Below are 14,714 nucleotides of genomic sequence, written 5' to 3' on the forward strand. Positions count from 1 at the left end.
GGCGGTGTACTTCATGGTCGAGCGCGGCGGGCTGCTGAGCGGCCCGGAGCTGGGGGCGCTGCTCGTGCTCACCGGGCTCTGTCAGGTCGGGATCTACGTCGTCTGGCGTGGCTGGCCGTTCGCGGGGCTCGGCCGGCGGTGGGTGCGCATCCTGTCGGCCAACGTCGCCGTCGTGGGCGGGGCCTCGCTGACGTACGCGGCCGTGCACGTCGCGGGCGGGGTGCCCCCGGCCGTCATCACGGCCGTGGCGGGGCAGCTCATCGCGGCGGGGCTGGTGGTCGGGATCCTGTTCGAGGGGTGGCTGCAGACCCGCCTGCCGCCCGCGGCAGAGCGCGTCGTCTCCCTCGCCGCCGTGATCGTGCTCGCCGCCGTGCTGGCGTTCGCGCTGGAGGCGTACGCGGGCACGCTGGTGTGGGAGCGGGCCACCGCCGACGACTGGGTCGGCCACGTCGGACTGAACGCCCTCGGGCTCGCCGTCATCCTGCACGTCGCCATCTCCCGCCGCTGGCCTTTCACCTCGGGCTCGCCCTCCTAGCCGTCCCGGCCGGTCATCACGGCGCGTCCGACGCTCTCGCGGAGCAGGGCGCGGCGGCGCTCGTGCAGCTCGGCGGGCTCGTCGGCGGTGGCGGCGTAGACATTGCTGACCGGGGACCAGGCCATGGACATCGCGATGACCATGGCCATCACGTCGAACGGGTCGCCGGGGCGGACGATGCCCGCGGCCTGGGCCTCGGCGATGGCGCGCAGCTTGGGGTCGTCGAGACGGTCGGCCTCCTCGACGAGGTGGCCGGCCGGGCGGCGCTCCAGGCGGGCCCAGGTGGCCAGCCGGATGAGGTCGGGGCGGCGCAGGTATTCGTCGTAGAGACGCACGGCCCAGTCGGCGAGGTCGGCGCCGTCGATCGGGACGACGTTCATGATCCGCTCCAGCGAGCCGAAGAAGATCGCGTCGAACAGCCCCTCCTTGCTGCCGAAATAGCCGTAGAGCTGCGCCTTGTTCGTGCGCGCGGCGGCGACGATGCGCTCGATGCGCGCCCCGGCGATGCCGTGCTCGGCGAACTCCCGGGTCGCCACCTCGAGGATGCGCCTGCGGGTCGCGGCGCCACGGGCGGTCAGCTGCTGGTCGACCATGCCCGCCAGCGTACCAAACAGACCATTCGGTTTGCTTGTCGTCCGAGGCGGAGCTAGGGTCGAAACAGACCGAACAGTCTGTTTAAGGAGTCGTCCATGAGGACCACAGTGGGCTGGCGCGCCGACGCCCCCGCGACGCCGCTGCGGCGTTCGCCCCTCGAACGGCGCGACCTGCGCCCCGACGACCTCGCGGTACGGGTGGACTACTGCGGCGTCTGCCACAGCGACCTGCACGCCGTCGCCGCCCACCCCGGCGGCACGCTGGTGCCGGGCCACGAGTTCACCGGGGTCGTGACCGAGGCCGGCCCCGAGGTCACCGGCTTCGCCCCCGGCGACCCGGTCGCGGTCGGCAACATCGTCGACTCCTGCGGCGAGTGCCCCATGTGCCGGGCAGGCCAGGAGAACTACTGCCACGCGTTCCCGACCCTGACCTACGGCGGCACCGACCGCCACGACGGATCGACCACCCTGGGCGGCTACTCCCGCGAGTACGTCGTCCGCGACCGGTTCGCCTACCACCTGCCCGCCGGCCTCGACCCCGCGGGCGCGGCCCCGCTGCTCTGCGCCGGGGTCACCGTCTGGGAGCCGCTGCGCGCCCTCGGCGTGGGTCCGGGCGCCCGCGTCGCCGTGGCCGGCCTCGGCGGCCTGGGCCACCTCGCCGTCAAGCTCGCGGTCGCGCTCGGCGCCGAGACCACGGTCATCAGCCGATCGGCCGGCAAAGCGGACGACGCCCGCCGCCTCGGCGCCCACGACCTCCTCGTCTCCACGGACGCGGCGCGGATGGCCGAGGCCCGCGACCGGTTCGACGTCGTCGTCGACACCATCGCCGCCGACCACGACCTCGGCCCGTACCTGCGGCTCGTCGCCATGGACGGCACGCTCAGCCAGGTCGGTCACCTCGGCCCGGTCACCGTGCGGACGACCGACCTGCTCATCGGGCGCAAGCGGCTCGGCTCGGCGGGCAGCGGCGGCCGGCCCGCGACCGCCGCCCTGCTGGCCTTCTGCGCCGAGCACGGCATCACCGCCGACATCGAGCTGCTGCCCTCGGGCCAGGTGAACGAGGCGTTCGACCGGCTCCGGCGCAACGACGTCCGCTACCGGTTCGTCCTCGACCTGTCGGATCTGTCCTGATCGGCCGGCTCCTCGTCCAGGACGGCGAAGCCGCCGCGGCCGTCGAACGTCACGGTGCGGACGGCGTCGAACCCGTCCGACCGGCGTGGCCGGCGCAGCCGCCGGAACGTGGCCCGCACGCCGACCTCCGGCACCCGCGCCCGCCCGAGGCGCGGCAGGTTGCGGGCCAGGGAGCCGGGCAGGTCGGGCGGGAACCAGTAGGCCACCACGCGGGCGCCGTGCTCCTTCGCCAGCACCACGAGCGGGCCCCACTCCTCGGGAGAGGGGTTGGTGTTGTCCACGGCGACGTCGCGCCCCTGCTCCAGCGCTTCCGCGATGAGCCGGAGCTGGCGGCGCCCGCGGTGGCGGGCGTTGGGGAAGGCGTCCTTGCTCACGTGGACGTGCGTCGCCGCCAGACGGCGGCGGTAGAACGTGCTCTTGCCCGCCGCCTGAAACCCCACGAGCACGGCCACCTCGCTCACGCGCGCACGACCGCGACCGGGCAGGTGACGTGGTGCAGCACGCCGTGGCTGACCGAGCCGAGCACCGCCGCGGCCAGCCCGCCGCGGCCGTGCGAGCCCACCACGACCAGGTCCGCCGTCTCGGAGATCCGGGTCAGCGCCGGGACGGGGTGGTCACGCGGCTGGTCGTCGGTGATGACCAGGCCGGGGTTGCGCTCCCGCCACGGCTCGACCCGGGCGCGCGCCGCCTCCAGCTCCGCGCGCACGGCCTCCTCGATGAGGTCGTCGTAGGCCGGCGCGTACGGGGCGGGCACCGGCACCTGCCAGGCCGTGACCACGTGCAGCTGCGCCAGCCGGGCGCGGGCCTGCTCGACGGCGAACTCCATGGCCGCCTCCGCCTGCTCGGAGCCGTCGTAGCCGACGACGACGCGGCCGTACTCCACGACGCGGGGGCCGCGGACGACGACGACCGGCGCGTGCGCGTGGCCGGCCACGCCCATGCTGACCGAGCCGGCCACCATCCCGGTGAACCCGCCGAGCCCCCGGCTGCCCACCACGAGCGTGTCCGCCTGCGAGGACGCGGCGATGAGCTCGCCGACGACGTTCCCGGTGCGCGACTCCGTGGTGACGGCGAGGCCGCCGGTCAGGGGGCGGGCCCGGGCGGCGGCGGCCTCCAGCATGCCGGCGCTCTCTTCCGTGGGCTCGCCCACGTGCACGATCCTCAGGTCCAGCTCGCGCCGCCGGGCGTCGGCGGCGGCCCACTCCACCGCCGCCACGGCCGGCGCGGACCCGTCGTAGCCGACCACGATCCGCCTGGTCATCGCCCACCCCCTCATGAGAAGAAGTGCTCCCTTTACAGCGTCGCAAAGCCGGCGCACGACGCGCAGGTCAGGCCCCCCTGGCGCCATGCGGTTGATCGCTGTTGGCGTCGGAGGCGGTGCGCCGGGAAGTCTGGTCGGCAGGTCCCCCGTCCCCGATCGCGAAGGATGCCCCCATGCGCGCCCGAGACCTGCTCGCCGACTTCCCCACCGTCGGCCTCGACTCCCCCGTCATCGACGCGGCCCGGCTGCTGGCCGACCAGGATCTGCCCGGTCTCATCGTGGTCGGCGACGAGGGCTCGCCCGTCACGATCCTGCCCGGCACCGAGGTGCTGCGGCTGGCCGTGCCCGCGTACTGCCAGGACGATCCGGCGCTGGCCCGCGTGGTGGACGAGGCGCACGCCGACGCGTTCCTGCACGGGCTGGACGGCCGCACCGTGCGCGAGGCGCTGCCCCGGCAGCGGCGCGAGCTGCCGCTCACCGACCCCGACGCGACCGTGCTGGAGCTGGCCGCGCTCATGGCACGCACCCGCAGCCCGCTGGTCGCCGTGGTGGGCGACGACCGGCGGCTGATCGGCGCCGTGACCCTCCAGGCACTCCTGGACCGGCTTCTCACGCGCTGAGACCGCCGCACAACCTTTCCGCGGCCCGGGCGCGTTGGGAACGGGTGAGAGGAGGGGCGCGTGGAAGGACACGACGGCTCTGGCCGGCGGGGCTCGGCGCGCACCGCCCGTCCCGCCGGAGGGGTGAGCCGGTGACGAGGCTGCGCCAGGCCATGAAGGAGCTCGCGGAGGAGGCGCCGCCGGTCGACCTGGCCGAGGCGGCCATCGCCCGGCACCGGCGCGGGCGGCGTGCCCGGCTCGCGGTGGCCGGCGCGTCGGTCGTGACGGCGCTCGGAGCGGGGGTCGTCACGGCGGCGGTGGGCGGGGTGGCGCTCTGGCCCCGCGCGCCCCAGCCGGCGGCTCAGCAGGAGGTGGGGACCGTACGCGACCTGCCCGGCGGCGCCGTGGGCGCGATCAGTCACGCCTACCTGTCGCCGTGCGAGCCGAGCCCCCCGGACTGCGGAGGCGCCGAGTGGCGGGTGGTCACGCGCGGCGGCGCGGTCTACCGGGTCGGGCAGGCGCTCGTCTCGACCGGCAAGGCACTACGGGTGCCCGTCGCGATCAGCAGGAACGGGCACGCGCTGGCCTACTACGACAGCGAGGCCGGGGCGCACGTCGTGCGCGACCTGGTGACCGGCGCCGAGATGACCTCGCCTGTCGCGATCGCCGAGGAGCGGATCGGCGCCGGCTCGCAACTCCTGCTCTCCGACGACGCCCGCTACCTCGCCTTCGACCCGCACGTGGGCGGCAAGGACCGGCACGTCAGAACCGACCTGTGGCTGAGGCCGTTCGCGGGCGGAGGCGAGGAGGTGCGGTTCGACGGCACGTTCATCTGGTTCAGCGAGCTCGCCCCGGACGGCCGCACGGTGGCCGCCGTCGAGCACATGGACCTGCCGAAGCCCGCCCTCACCCTGCTCGACGCCACGACGGGCCGGCGGCTGCGCGAGCTGCCCGTCGCCGGGCTGCCCGCGGACGCGCGGCTGGTGGGCACCGGCGTCTGGCGCGGGCCCGGCGAGGTGGAGATCCTCGTCTCCAGCCGGCAGCGCTCCTACTCCTACGCCGTCGACGCCCGCACCGGACGCGCCCGGCAGGTCGCCGTCTACCCGCAGGAGATGCAGTTCTCGACCCTGACGCTGCCCGGCGTCTTCAGACGCTAGACCTCACGCCTCCACGAGGTCGAGGACACCGGCCAGCGCGGTCAGGAACGGGCCGGGCCAGTCGTCCTCGCGCGCGTGCGCGTCGTTCCCGGCCCAGTCGGCCGCCTTGAGCATGTACGCCCGCATGCCGCACCCGGACGCCCCCGTCAGCTCCGAGCCGCCGCCGTCGCCCACGTAGAGGCAGTCGCGCGGCTCGACGCCGAGGCGGCGGGCGATCAGGCGGAAGAGCTCGGGATCGGGCTTGCGGCGGCCCTCCTCGCAGGAGAACACGCGGGCGTCGACCAGCTCGGACAGTGCCAGCCCCGGCCAGGCCTCCACCAGCTCGACGGTGCAGTCGCTGAGCACGCCCACGCGCAGCCCCCGCTCGCGCAGCGCGCTCAGCGTCGGGATCGCGTCGTCGCGCAGGACGAACAGCTCCCGCTGGGAGGCCGTGCGCGCCGCGCACGCCGCCGCGAGCGCCTCCTGCCCGGGATCGACGCCGTGCCGGCGGGCCAGCGTCAGGAACGTCGCCGCCAGGTCGCCCAGGGCCCCGGTGGCCCGCTCGGGGAAGGAGTCGTTCAGCATCGCGCGCCAGGCGGGCGCGGGGATGCCGAGCGGGGCGGCGCTCCGGGCGGCGTGGTCGTCCCAGACGTGCGCCGGCGTGCTGTGCGTCAGGGTGCCGAAGAAATCGAAGACGACCGCGGTGGGGGGCATGATCGCGACTCTAGCGGGGAGCGTGGGCGCCGGGTCAGGTCGTGGCTGAACGTCCTCAGGGTCTTGGGCGCAGGGCGAGCAGGGCGACGTCGTCCATCACGTCGTTGCGCATGCGGTCGAGGATCTCGTCGCAGAACTCCGGGAGTGACAGGCCGGCCAGGGCGGCGGCGTGGCGGCGCAGGCGGCTCATGCCGTCGTCGAGAGACGCCTCGCGGTTCTCGATGAGGCCGTCGGTGTAGAGCAGCACGGTGCCGCCCGGCGGGATGAGCGCGTCGGCGTCGGTCCGCTCCAGGGACAGGCCGGTGCCGAGCAGCAGGCCCTCGGCCCCCTCCAGGAAGACCGCGCCGCCGTCGTCGCCGACCAGCAGCGGCGGCGGATGCCCGGCGCTGGTCCAGCGCAGCCACCACCGTCCGTGCTCGCACCGCTTGGCGAGCGCCAGCACCAGCGTGGCCATCAGGTCGCCGGCGATGTGCGGCAGCGCCTCGTCGAGCCGGGCGACCACCTGGCTGGGCGACGTGCGCTCCGCCCAGGCCATCGTCCGCAACATGTTGCGGATCTGCGACATGTCGGCCGCCGCCTGCAGGTCATGACCCGTCACGTCGCCGATGACCAGCGCGGTCAGGCCGCCGGGCAGCGGGAACGCGTCGTACCAGTCGCCGCCGACCCGGGAGCCGCGCGGCGCGGGCTGGTAGCGCGCGGCCATCTCCAGCTCCTCGATCGCGGGCAGCGGGCTGATCAGGTGGCGCTGCATGGTCTCGGCGATGCGGCGCTGCACCTCGTACATGTCGGCGTTGTCCACCGCGAGCCCGGCGCGGCCCGCGATGTCGTCGATCAACGACAGGTCCGACATGTCGAAGTCGGGGGTGGGCGCGCACCGGGCGAGAGAGATCGTGCCCAGCACGCGGCGCGGGGTGCGCAGCGGCGCGATGACCACCGACGTGGGCTTGATGTAGTCGAGCAGCCTGCGCTGGAAGACGCGGAACGAAGACCCGTCGAGGCACGCCAGCTCCTGCCCGGTGAGCAGGATCGAGGGGCTGCCGCGCAGCACCCGGGCCATCGGCGAGTCGGAGCTGTCGTCCGGCGCGGGCAGCGCCCCCTCCCACTGCCGCGCCCTGGCGTTGTCCTCCCTGTTGCCGGAGACGATCGAGACCCTGCGCAGCTCACCTGCGGGACCGAGCAGGTCGATCACCGCCCAGTCGGCCAGCCGGGGCACCACCAGCCGGGTGAGCCGCCGCAGCGCCTCCTCCTTGTCCAGGGTGGAGGCCAGCACCGTGCTGATCTCGGCCATCAGCGACAGCCGTCCGGCCAGCTCCTCCAGCACGGACAGGTGGGCGGCCTGCTCCAACTCGATCGCCTTGTGCCGGCGCAGGTCGTAGAAGAGCACCACCGCTCCCAGGCGGCCGTCCAGCTGGATGGGCGCCCCCATGAGGCCGAGGGGGATGAGCTCCCCGTCGCCGCGGACGAACCACGTCTCCTCGGTGTGCACGCTGTCGGTCGTCCCGAGCGCCTGGAGCTGCGGGCACTTGCTCCGGGGCAGCTTGCTGCCGTCGGGGTTGCGGTGCAGCAGGTCGTGCGCGTCGGCGCCGATCAGCTCATGGGCGGAACGCCCCAGCACCCGCTCGGTGTACGGGTTGACCATGATGATCCGGCCGAACTCGTCGAGGATGTAGAGGCCCAGGTGCACTCCGCGCAGCAGGGCTCGCATGAGCTCCCGGCTGAGCCCGTACCTCTCCAGAGCGGGAACGGCGTCGCTGGGTTCCATAGATCCCACCATCACACCTGTCCGGCCGGATTCAGCGGGCCATGCGATTACCAGGGTTTCGCAAAATGTCAGGTGCTCCACCGACACGTCCGGCGATCAACCCACCAGTCACAGAAGTCCCTTATCCCCCGCGAGAAGCGGTCCGCGACGGCGAATGGGCGCAAACTTTACCCAGTCCAGAACCTCGACATACACGGGGTTTCAGCACCTATCGCACGAAAAATCACGCGATTTCGATACATACCACTTGCACTACCTATGGGGAGATGCATACCTTTTTGCCTATTCGCGGCACAGGCCAAAGAACCCTTCGCCGCTTCGTTGACAGGACCGTACGCCGCTCCCAGATCGGGAGGCGTGCGGCCGCCGAATCCGCGTCACGCGGAACCGGGGACCCACCTTTCTGGGGTGAATCGGACACCAGCGCCACGCTGCGCCCGTAGGGCACTTCCAAGCCCGAACCCGTCAGCTAACCCGGTAGGCGGCATGGAAGCTAGGAGTCAATGCCCTCATGCTCGTCCCCCGTACGTTGAAGAGTCGCCTCGACCTGCCCGTCAAGCGTGTCGGCCTCGCCGTCGGCGGCGCCGTCCTGGCGGCGTCCACCGCCTTCGCCGCCCTGCCCGGCGCGGCGAACGCCGCACCCGCCGACCGCGCTCCGGCGCCCGCCGCCGAGGCCAAACCTCTGACCTACGGTCTCGACATCTCGAACTACCAGGCCACCTACGACTGGGCCGACAGCTCCGCCCAGTTCGGCATCATCAAGGCCACCGAGGGCGCCGACTTCGTCGACCGCTCCTTCGACAGGCACTGGCGCGAGCTCGGCAAGAAGGGCATCGTCCGCGGCGCCTACCACTTCGGCCACCCGCGCAACGACGCCATCACCGAGGCCAAGCACTTCCTGTCCGTGGTGAACTCGCAGCCCGCCAAGGCCGGCGACCTGCTGGTGCTCGACCTCGAGACCGCCGACGGCAAGTCCGTCGAGGAGGTCAACACCTGGGCCAAGAAGTGGCTGGGGTACGTCAAGGCGAAGACCGGGATCACGCCGATGTTCTACAGCGGCTGGAACTTCGCCGACACCTACGGCAAGGGCCTGGCGGAGTACCCGCTGTGGGTCGCGCACTACAGCAAGGCCCGGGGCCAGGTGAGCCCGCCGGCCGACTGGAAGTCGTGGACGATCCACCAGTACACCGACTCCCCCATCGACCAGAACGTCTCCGCGCTGACCGTGAACCAGCTGCGGGACCTGGGCCGCCGTACCGTCTGACCCCCGTCGAAGCGCGGTCCCCGCGGCCGCGCCCGGTGGGGCCGCTCCCCGCGCCGACAGCCACGCGCATCGGACGCCTGGACGGCGGCCCCGCCGGGCCCCTCGCACAGCCATGATTCACAGCCGGCGACCACAACCATGAACCACAGCCATGAACCACAACCGGAAGCCGCGGCCGGACAGCCGCGGCTTGCGGGTCATGGACGTCGGTCGAGCCGCGTCACGCCGGGGCGTAGACCCGGTGGACGAACTCGGCCAGCTTGCTGTCGGGCAGCTCCTTGGCCAGGTCGGACTCGCTGACCATGCCGACGATCCGGTGGTTGTCGATCACCGGCAGGCGCTTGATCTGGTGCTGCTCCATCTTCTGCAGCGCCTCCTCGACGCTGGTGTGAGCGTCCACCCACACCAGCCCGCGGGCCAGCTCGCCCGCCGTGGTCGTGTCGAGGTTCTTGCCCTCGGCACAGCATTTGACCACGATGTCCCGGTCGGTGATGATGCCCTTCAGGCGGTCGTCCTCGCCGCAGATGGGCAGCGAGCCGACCGACATGTCGCGCATCATCTCCGCCGCCCGGCGCAGCGACTCGTTCTCGCCGACGCAGGCGGCTCCCTTGTGCATGACGTCCTGGACGGTCTTGCCGACTCCTGAGGTACCCATATCGGCCTCCCGTGGTAGACGAACCGGGTTCACGGCCCCCCTACCCGTCAGATCGCGGCTCAGTAACGGTCAGCGGCCGAAGGTTCCGACCAATGTGCCCGAGGCCAGCGTGTTGCTGTCGATCGCGCGCCGGAACTCGTCGGCGGAGAAGCCGTCGGCCAGTCCGGACGGCCGGGTCAGCGCGAAGAGCCGGAAGAAGTAGCGGTGCGGCGAGTCGCCCACCGGCGGGTGCGGGCCGCCGTAGCCCTGGCCGCCGTAGTCGTTGCGGCCGGCGGCGAACCCCTTGAGGTCGGCGCCGGCGTCGAGCCCCGTCGTGTCGGGCGGGATGCCCGCGACCAGCCAATGGGTGAACGTGCCCATCGGGGCGTCCGGATCCTCGCACAGCAGCGCCAGCTCGGCCGCACCGTCGGGCACGCCCTCCCATTCGAGCTCCGGCGACAGGTCGCCGGCCTCGTGGGAGTGCTCGTACGGGATGAGCGTGTGATCGTTGAAGGCGCTGCTGCGCAGTGTGATGCCAGCCATGTCCTGCCCGCTTCCCCGGCCGTCCCGCTCCACACCCGGCCGCGAAGCGCCTGGTCAGCGGTCAAAGCAGGCGATGCCGCCGGATGCCAGCGCCTACCTGGATTTTCCGCGACACGGAGACATGAGCCGGCGAGCCGCCCGGCGCTCGTTGGGATGCTCACTGCTATGACGCTGGAGGAACAGGACGGGGCGCTCGGCCCGGAGCGCTCACCGGCGCTCGCGGCGGACGTCCACGCCGCGCGCGGCCGGTACCGGGAGCTGCTGGAGCGGCTCGACGCACAGCTCGACGAGCCCGGCCCGCCGGTCTCGACCGCCGCGTACGTCGCGCTCGCCGCCCAGCTCGCGCTCGCCCACGCGGTAGAGCTGGCGTCCCTGCTGCACGGCGAGAGCCTGGAGGCGAAGGCGGCCGCGCTCGTGGACGCGGTGTGGGACGCGGTGCGCCTCGACGTCGCGCGGGAGAGCTGCGCCCGCAGCATCCGCGCGGGCTGGTCGGCGAGCCTGGCCGACATGCTGGAGGAGTGCGACCTCGACGAGCAGGTGCCGCCGCGGGCGGCGATGGCGCTGGCGGCGATACTGGCCGCGGGCCTGGTGCAGGCCCAGGTGGAGCCGGAGCACTGGCAGCTGCGCGAGATGGCGCGGACGGTGACCAGGCAGTCGTTGCAGTCGCACGTGGCCGGCCGCCGGGACGAGGCGATGGCCCACTGGTTCGCCTCTTTCGGACGCGTCCGGCCCCGCTGACGCTACGGCGCGGGGCGGACGTGGGTGCTGTCGCGCAGGACGACGTGGGTCGGCATCTCCGCCGACGACTCGGCGCCCGCCGTCTCGTCCTGTGACAAGGCGAGCCGCATGGCGCGGGCGCCGGCCTCGCGTAGCGGGACGGCCACGGAGGTGAGCGCGGGGACGACGTCCACCGCCGAGGCGATGTCGTCGAACCCCGCCACCCCGATGTCGGCGCCCGGGACGACCCCGGCGTCGCGGAAGGCCGTCATGGCGCCGATCGCCATCACGTCGTTGACCGCGAACACCGCCTCCACGTCCTCGAACCCGCGCGTCACCAACCGCCGCGCCGCCTCGTAGCCGCCCTCCCTGGTGAAGCCCGTCTCGATGACGAGCGGCTCGGGCACGCCGCAGCCGCGCAGCCCGGCGAGGAACCCCTCGTGCCGCTCGCGCGACGTGCGGATCTCCGGGGGCGCGGTGAGGACGGCGAAGCGGCGGTAACCGGCGCCGAGCAGCGCCGTCGCGAGCCGTTCGGCGCCGCCGCGGTTGTCGATGGTGACGGTCGGGAACGGCAGGTCCGGCTGGCTGATCAGCACCACGCGCCCGCCGGCCGTACGGTAGTGGCGCAGCTCCTCGGCCAGGGCGTCGCCGGTGCCGGCGCCGTCGACGCGGCTGCCGGCGACGATGATGACGCGCGGACGCTGGCCGCGCAGGGTCCTGACGATCTCCAGCTCGCGCTCGGGCGAGCCCTCGGCCACCGCCATGGTGACGATGAGCCGGTCCGCCTCCGCCGCCCGCCCGACGCCGGCGGCGATGGCCGAGAAGTACGGGTCGGCCACGTCGCGCACCACCAGCGCGACGGTCCTGGTCGAGCCCCTCGCGATGGCCTGCGCCGACAGGTGCGGCTGGTAGCCGAGCTTGGCCGCGGCCGCCCGCACCCGGGAGGCGTTCTCCGACCTGACGTTGCGCGTGCTGCCGTTGAGCGCGCGCGACGCCGTGGCGACGGAGACGCCGGCCTCCCGGGCCACGTCGTGCAGCGTCGGCGGGGAGTTGGGCCCGTCGTGCATGCCGGTCATTGTGGCATCGGCGTCACGCGCTCGCGGCTCCCTCGACGGCGAGCCCCTGGGAGACCCGGAAGTCGTCGATGGTGACGCTGCCGTAGTTGGAGCTGTTGGCGTAGTAGTCGACCTGCGCCACGGCGTCCAGCGGGGCGCGGAAGGCGGCGTCGTCCAGCACGCGCCGGCCGTCGAGGTAGAGGTCGAAGTGCTGGTCGACGGTGTCGATGACGATGGAGACACGGTAGCGGCGGCCCGGCTCGTACGCGGCGAGCGTCCTGGTGACCGTGCCCTCGTAGGCGACGATCATGTTCTTGGTGAAGGCGACGCTGACGGCGTTCTGGCCGTTCGTGCCCCTGATGTACGGCACCCCCCACCAGTGGTTGCCGGAGGTGTACGGCTCCTCGCTCATGACCTCCGCCTCGACGGTCACGATGCCGTTCAGCGCGAACGTCCGCGACAGGCTGGTGCTGCCGCTGTTGGCGGTGCGGGTGAGCCTGGCGCTCTTGCCGTCCGGGGTCTCGACGACCTCGACGCCGCCGCCCGCGCCGCTCACCACGAGGCCGTCGCCGCTGGTCAGGGGCCCGGCCGGCAGGTCGTCGAAGGTGTGCTCGGCCACCGTTTCAGCGCTCGGGGCGAGGAGGAGCAGCGCGCCCGCGTCGGTCTCCGTGACGGGCTCCACGGCGATGCCCGTCCGGGTCGCCGGGAGGTGGCCGTCGGCCTCGGCGCGGACCGTGTACCTCTCCCCCATCGGCACGTCCGTCACGGTGAAGCCGCCGTCGGCGCCGCTGGTGGCGGTGGCGAGCGGGCGGTCGCCGTCCAGGACGGTGACGGCGGCGCCGGGCAGCGGCCGGGCGGCCTGGTCGAGGACGCGGCCGGTGACCGTGCCGGCGGTGCTGTTCGGAGTCAGGGTGAGGCTGGCCGTGGCGACGTTGCCGAACCGGACGCGGGCGGTGACGGTCGCCGGGTCGTAGCCGTCCTTGGCGGCCGTCACGGTGACGTCGCCGAAGCGCACATCCTTGACCGCGTACCGGCCGTCGGGGCCGGTGGTGGCGCTCGCGCCCGCCACGGTCACGGTGGCGCCGGCGACCGGGGTGCCGGACGGGCCGCGCACGGTGCCGGTGACCGCCTCGCCGTCGGCGCCCCTGGCCGTGGCGTACTCGAAGGCGCCGAGGTCGGGAGCGCCGTTGTACAGCGGCCGGCCCGCGTAGTCGCGCCCGCCGTTCCCGTCGATCCGCGTGCCCGTGTCGATCGCGTACGAGCCGGAGGTGACGCGCAGCCCGTACGCGGTCTCCAGGCGCGGGCCGGTCTCCGGCGTGCCGTAGGGGCCGTCGAGGGGGGCGCCGGCGAAGTGCGGGTCGGCGACCACCGCGTGCTCGTCGCTCGCGGGCACCGCGAGGTCCGCGCCGCCGTACAGGTTGTGGTCGTAGGTGATGGTCGGGCTGGTCGTCAGCGTCGCGGGCCGCGTCGAGTACAACACGTTGTTGCTGATGTCGTAGCGGGCTTCGAGGTACGAGCCATACCCGTAGATGAGGAACGCGGATTTGTCGTTGTAAATCGTGTTGTTGTAGATCTTGGCGCTGGCGGCGCGGTCGGAGTGCAGGTAGATCTGGTAGCGGCTGTTGCCGGCGATGACGTTGTACCTGACGACGGCGTCACCGAAGGCGAACTGGCACAGCAGCACGCCGTCGCCGTTGTCGTGGACGTAGTTGTACTGCACGACGTGCCGGGTGGTGCCCTTGTCGGGGTCGATGCCGTTGGAGTCGGCGCCGCCGGCCTTCTGCCGCGTCTCGTACACCTCGTTGAACTGGATCGTCACGTCGTCGGAGAAGTACGACTCGATGCCGGAGGTGCCGGTGCGGTGGACGACGTTGTGCTCGACGCGCCCGCCGCGCACGTTCGTCAGGTAGACGCCGTTGCAGCCGTAGTCGGTGCCGGCCTGGCTGATGTGGTTGTTCCTGATGACGATGTTCGTGTGCGGGGTGAACCTGGGGTCGTCGGCGCTCTGCCGGGTGCCCCAGCCGGTGGCCGTCGCGATGGTCTCGCCCGCGTCGTTGCTGCCGTCGCCGGTGTACTGCTTGACCACGATGCCGGCGAACGACGTGTCGGCGACGACGGAGTTCTGGATGACCACGTCGTTCAGCACGGTCGCCCGCTCCGGGGGCGCGGTGACGTCGGGCACCGTGGTGTCGAAGACGATGCCGCCGGTCTTCTTCGAGCCGTCCCAGCCGGTCTGGAAGCGCACGCCGGGCGCGTTGTCGGCGATGCTGCCGCCGATCCAGTTCACCTGGCCCGTGACGTCGTGCACGTCGACGCCGTCGATGACGAAGCCGTCGAGGGTCTCGCTGTTGTCGCCGGAGACGTGGATGCCGCGCAGGTCGCGCAGATTCTCCCCCGGGGTGCCGGTCGGCGGGACCTCGTTGGTGACCTCCAGGTTGCGGATGGTCCAGTGCTCCTGGTTGAACAGCCGCACGGCGTCGCCGACCCGCCCCGCGCCGTCGATGCGCGGCCTGCCGCCCTTGCCGTAGGCGTCGACGGTGATGGGCGCGCCGCTCGCGCCCGAGCCCTTGGGCCACAACTGACCCTGCCAGCGCTGACCCGCGCGCAGCAGGATGCGGTCGCCGGGGGCGAACGTGGTCGCGTTCACCTTCTCCAGGCTCTTCCAGGCGTGCGCCCGGTTACGGCCGGAGGCCGAGTCGTCGCCGTGGACGGCGTCGACGTAGTAGGTCGTGCCCCTGACCGCCGCGGCGGCGGGCGGGGTGGTGGGCAG

General features: G+C 72.9%; 15 protein-coding genes and 1 riboswitch. Of the genes, 6 read left to right on the forward strand and 9 right to left on the reverse strand.

Annotated elements, in window-relative coordinates; genetic code table 11:
• Positions 1-535: hypothetical protein (locus tag C1J01_RS50415; protein WP_220040269.1), on the forward strand; the 535-nt coding region annotated here is incomplete at its 5' end.
• On the opposite strand, the gene C1J01_RS36780 is transcribed toward C1J01_RS50415, so the two are convergent.
• Positions 532-1,128, reverse strand: coding sequence for a TetR/AcrR family transcriptional regulator (locus C1J01_RS36780; RefSeq protein ID WP_111183581.1), 597 nt, complete (start codon positions 1,126-1,128; stop codon positions 532-534). The two genes, C1J01_RS50415 and C1J01_RS36780, sit on opposite strands and share 4 nt — an antisense overlap.
• A 96-nt stretch (positions 1,129-1,224) precedes the next feature.
• Here C1J01_RS36780 and C1J01_RS36785 point away from each other — a divergent pair, with 96 nt between their 5' ends.
• Positions 1,225-2,259 (forward strand): NAD(P)-dependent alcohol dehydrogenase, encoded by a 1,035-nt coding sequence (locus C1J01_RS36785; protein ID WP_111183582.1) that lies wholly within the window; start codon positions 1,225-1,227, stop codon positions 2,257-2,259.
• Here C1J01_RS36785 and C1J01_RS36790 read toward each other — a convergent pair.
• Both C1J01_RS36790 and C1J01_RS36795 read right to left on the reverse strand, forming a co-directional pair.
• The gene (locus C1J01_RS36790; RefSeq protein WP_111183583.1) at positions 2,223-2,720 is read right to left on the reverse strand and encodes an ATP-binding protein; all 498 of its coding nucleotides are present in this window, start codon (positions 2,718-2,720) and stop codon (positions 2,223-2,225) included. The genes C1J01_RS36785 and C1J01_RS36790 overlap by 37 nt on opposite strands.
• Complete coding sequence (locus tag C1J01_RS36795) at positions 2,717-3,520, reverse strand: universal stress protein (protein ID WP_111183584.1); 804 nt, start codon at positions 3,518-3,520, stop codon at positions 2,717-2,719. The genes C1J01_RS36790 and C1J01_RS36795 overlap by 4 nt, the downstream gene beginning before the upstream one ends.
• 173 nt (positions 3,521-3,693) lie before the next feature.
• On the opposite strand from C1J01_RS36795, the gene C1J01_RS36800 reads away from it, so the two are divergent.
• A complete protein-coding gene (locus C1J01_RS36800) occupies positions 3,694-4,140 on the forward strand; it encodes a CBS domain-containing protein (RefSeq protein ID WP_111183585.1) in 447 nt (148 codons plus the stop codon).
• Positions 4,141-4,271: 131 nt separating this feature from the next.
• The gene (locus C1J01_RS36805; RefSeq protein WP_111183586.1) at positions 4,272-5,276 is read left to right on the forward strand and encodes a hypothetical protein; all 1,005 of its coding nucleotides are present in this window, start codon (positions 4,272-4,274) and stop codon (positions 5,274-5,276) included.
• 3 nt (positions 5,277-5,279) lie between these two features.
• Here the strand turns inward: C1J01_RS36805 and C1J01_RS36810 are convergent, their stop codons facing one another.
• A complete protein-coding gene (locus C1J01_RS36810) occupies positions 5,280-5,969 on the reverse strand; it encodes an HAD family hydrolase (protein ID WP_111183587.1) in 690 nt (229 codons plus the stop codon).
• A gap of 55 nt (positions 5,970-6,024) precedes the next feature.
• Positions 6,025-7,731: a SpoIIE family protein phosphatase gene (locus C1J01_RS36815; RefSeq protein ID WP_181449173.1), complete on the reverse strand. Its 1,707-nt coding sequence runs from the start codon at positions 7,729-7,731 to the stop codon at positions 6,025-6,027.
• Between the two features lie 354 nt (positions 7,732-8,085).
• A riboswitch (cyclic di-AMP (ydaO/yuaA leader) is annotated at positions 8,086-8,230 on the forward strand.
• A gap of 12 nt (positions 8,231-8,242) precedes the next feature.
• Between C1J01_RS36815 and C1J01_RS36820 the strand changes: the two genes are divergently transcribed.
• Positions 8,243-8,995, forward strand: coding sequence for a glycoside hydrolase family 25 protein (locus tag C1J01_RS36820; RefSeq protein ID WP_111183589.1), 753 nt, complete (start codon positions 8,243-8,245; stop codon positions 8,993-8,995).
• 220 nt (positions 8,996-9,215) lie between these two features.
• On the opposite strand, the gene C1J01_RS36825 is transcribed toward C1J01_RS36820, so the two are convergent.
• Together C1J01_RS36825 and C1J01_RS36830 are read right to left on the reverse strand one after the other, a co-directional pair.
• Positions 9,216-9,650: a CBS domain-containing protein gene (locus C1J01_RS36825; RefSeq protein WP_111183590.1), complete on the reverse strand. Its 435-nt coding sequence runs from the start codon at positions 9,648-9,650 to the stop codon at positions 9,216-9,218.
• 69 nt (positions 9,651-9,719) lie between these two features.
• Positions 9,720-10,172, reverse strand: a complete 453-nt coding sequence (locus C1J01_RS36830) for a YbhB/YbcL family Raf kinase inhibitor-like protein (RefSeq protein WP_111183591.1) — start codon at positions 10,170-10,172, stop codon at positions 9,720-9,722.
• A gap of 165 nt (positions 10,173-10,337) precedes the next feature.
• On the opposite strand from C1J01_RS36830, the gene C1J01_RS36835 reads away from it, so the two are divergent.
• On the forward strand, positions 10,338-10,910 hold the full coding sequence (locus tag C1J01_RS36835) for a hypothetical protein (protein WP_111183592.1): 573 nt from the start codon (positions 10,338-10,340) through the stop codon (positions 10,908-10,910).
• A gap of 2 nt (positions 10,911-10,912) precedes the next feature.
• Here the strand turns inward: C1J01_RS36835 and C1J01_RS36840 are convergent, their stop codons facing one another.
• Both C1J01_RS36840 and C1J01_RS36845 read right to left on the reverse strand, forming a co-directional pair.
• A complete protein-coding gene (locus tag C1J01_RS36840) occupies positions 10,913-11,956 on the reverse strand; it encodes a LacI family DNA-binding transcriptional regulator (RefSeq protein ID WP_111183593.1) in 1,044 nt (347 codons plus the stop codon).
• Positions 11,957-11,978: 22 nt separating this feature from the next.
• Positions 11,979-14,714: carboxypeptidase regulatory-like domain-containing protein (locus C1J01_RS36845; protein WP_181449174.1), on the reverse strand; the 2,736-nt coding region annotated here is incomplete at its 5' end.

Source organism: Nonomuraea aridisoli, from assembly GCF_003236395.1.
Lineage (GTDB): Bacteria > Actinomycetota > Actinomycetes > Streptosporangiales > Streptosporangiaceae > Nonomuraea > Nonomuraea aridisoli.

Bases quoted from the DNA above. Each gene is read 5' to 3' on its own strand.
- C1J01_RS36795 (WP_111183584.1), bottom strand. From the start codon at position 3,520: ATGACCAGGCGGATCGTGGTCGGCTACGACGGGTCCGCGCCGGCCGTG.
- C1J01_RS36835 (WP_111183592.1), top strand. From the start codon at position 10,338: ATGACGCTGGAGGAACAGGACGGGGCGCTCGGCCCGGAGCGCTCACCG.
- C1J01_RS36785 (WP_111183582.1), top strand. From the start codon at position 1,225: ATGAGGACCACAGTGGGCTGGCGCGCCGACGCCCCCGCGACGCCGCTG.
- C1J01_RS36780 (WP_111183581.1), bottom strand. From the start codon at position 1,128: ATGGTCGACCAGCAGCTGACCGCCCGTGGCGCCGCGACCCGCAGGCGC.
- C1J01_RS36800 (WP_111183585.1), top strand. From the start codon at position 3,694: ATGCGCGCCCGAGACCTGCTCGCCGACTTCCCCACCGTCGGCCTCGAC.
- C1J01_RS36830 (WP_111183591.1), bottom strand. From the start codon at position 10,172: ATGGCTGGCATCACACTGCGCAGCAGCGCCTTCAACGATCACACGCTC.
- C1J01_RS36810 (WP_111183587.1), bottom strand. From the start codon at position 5,969: ATGCCCCCCACCGCGGTCGTCTTCGATTTCTTCGGCACCCTGACGCAC.
- C1J01_RS36820 (WP_111183589.1), top strand. From the start codon at position 8,243: ATGCTCGTCCCCCGTACGTTGAAGAGTCGCCTCGACCTGCCCGTCAAG.
- C1J01_RS36825 (WP_111183590.1), bottom strand. From the start codon at position 9,650: ATGGGTACCTCAGGAGTCGGCAAGACCGTCCAGGACGTCATGCACAAG.
- C1J01_RS36840 (WP_111183593.1), bottom strand. From the start codon at position 11,956: ATGCACGACGGGCCCAACTCCCCGCCGACGCTGCACGACGTGGCCCGG.
- C1J01_RS36815 (WP_181449173.1), bottom strand. From the start codon at position 7,731: ATGGAACCCAGCGACGCCGTTCCCGCTCTGGAGAGGTACGGGCTCAGC.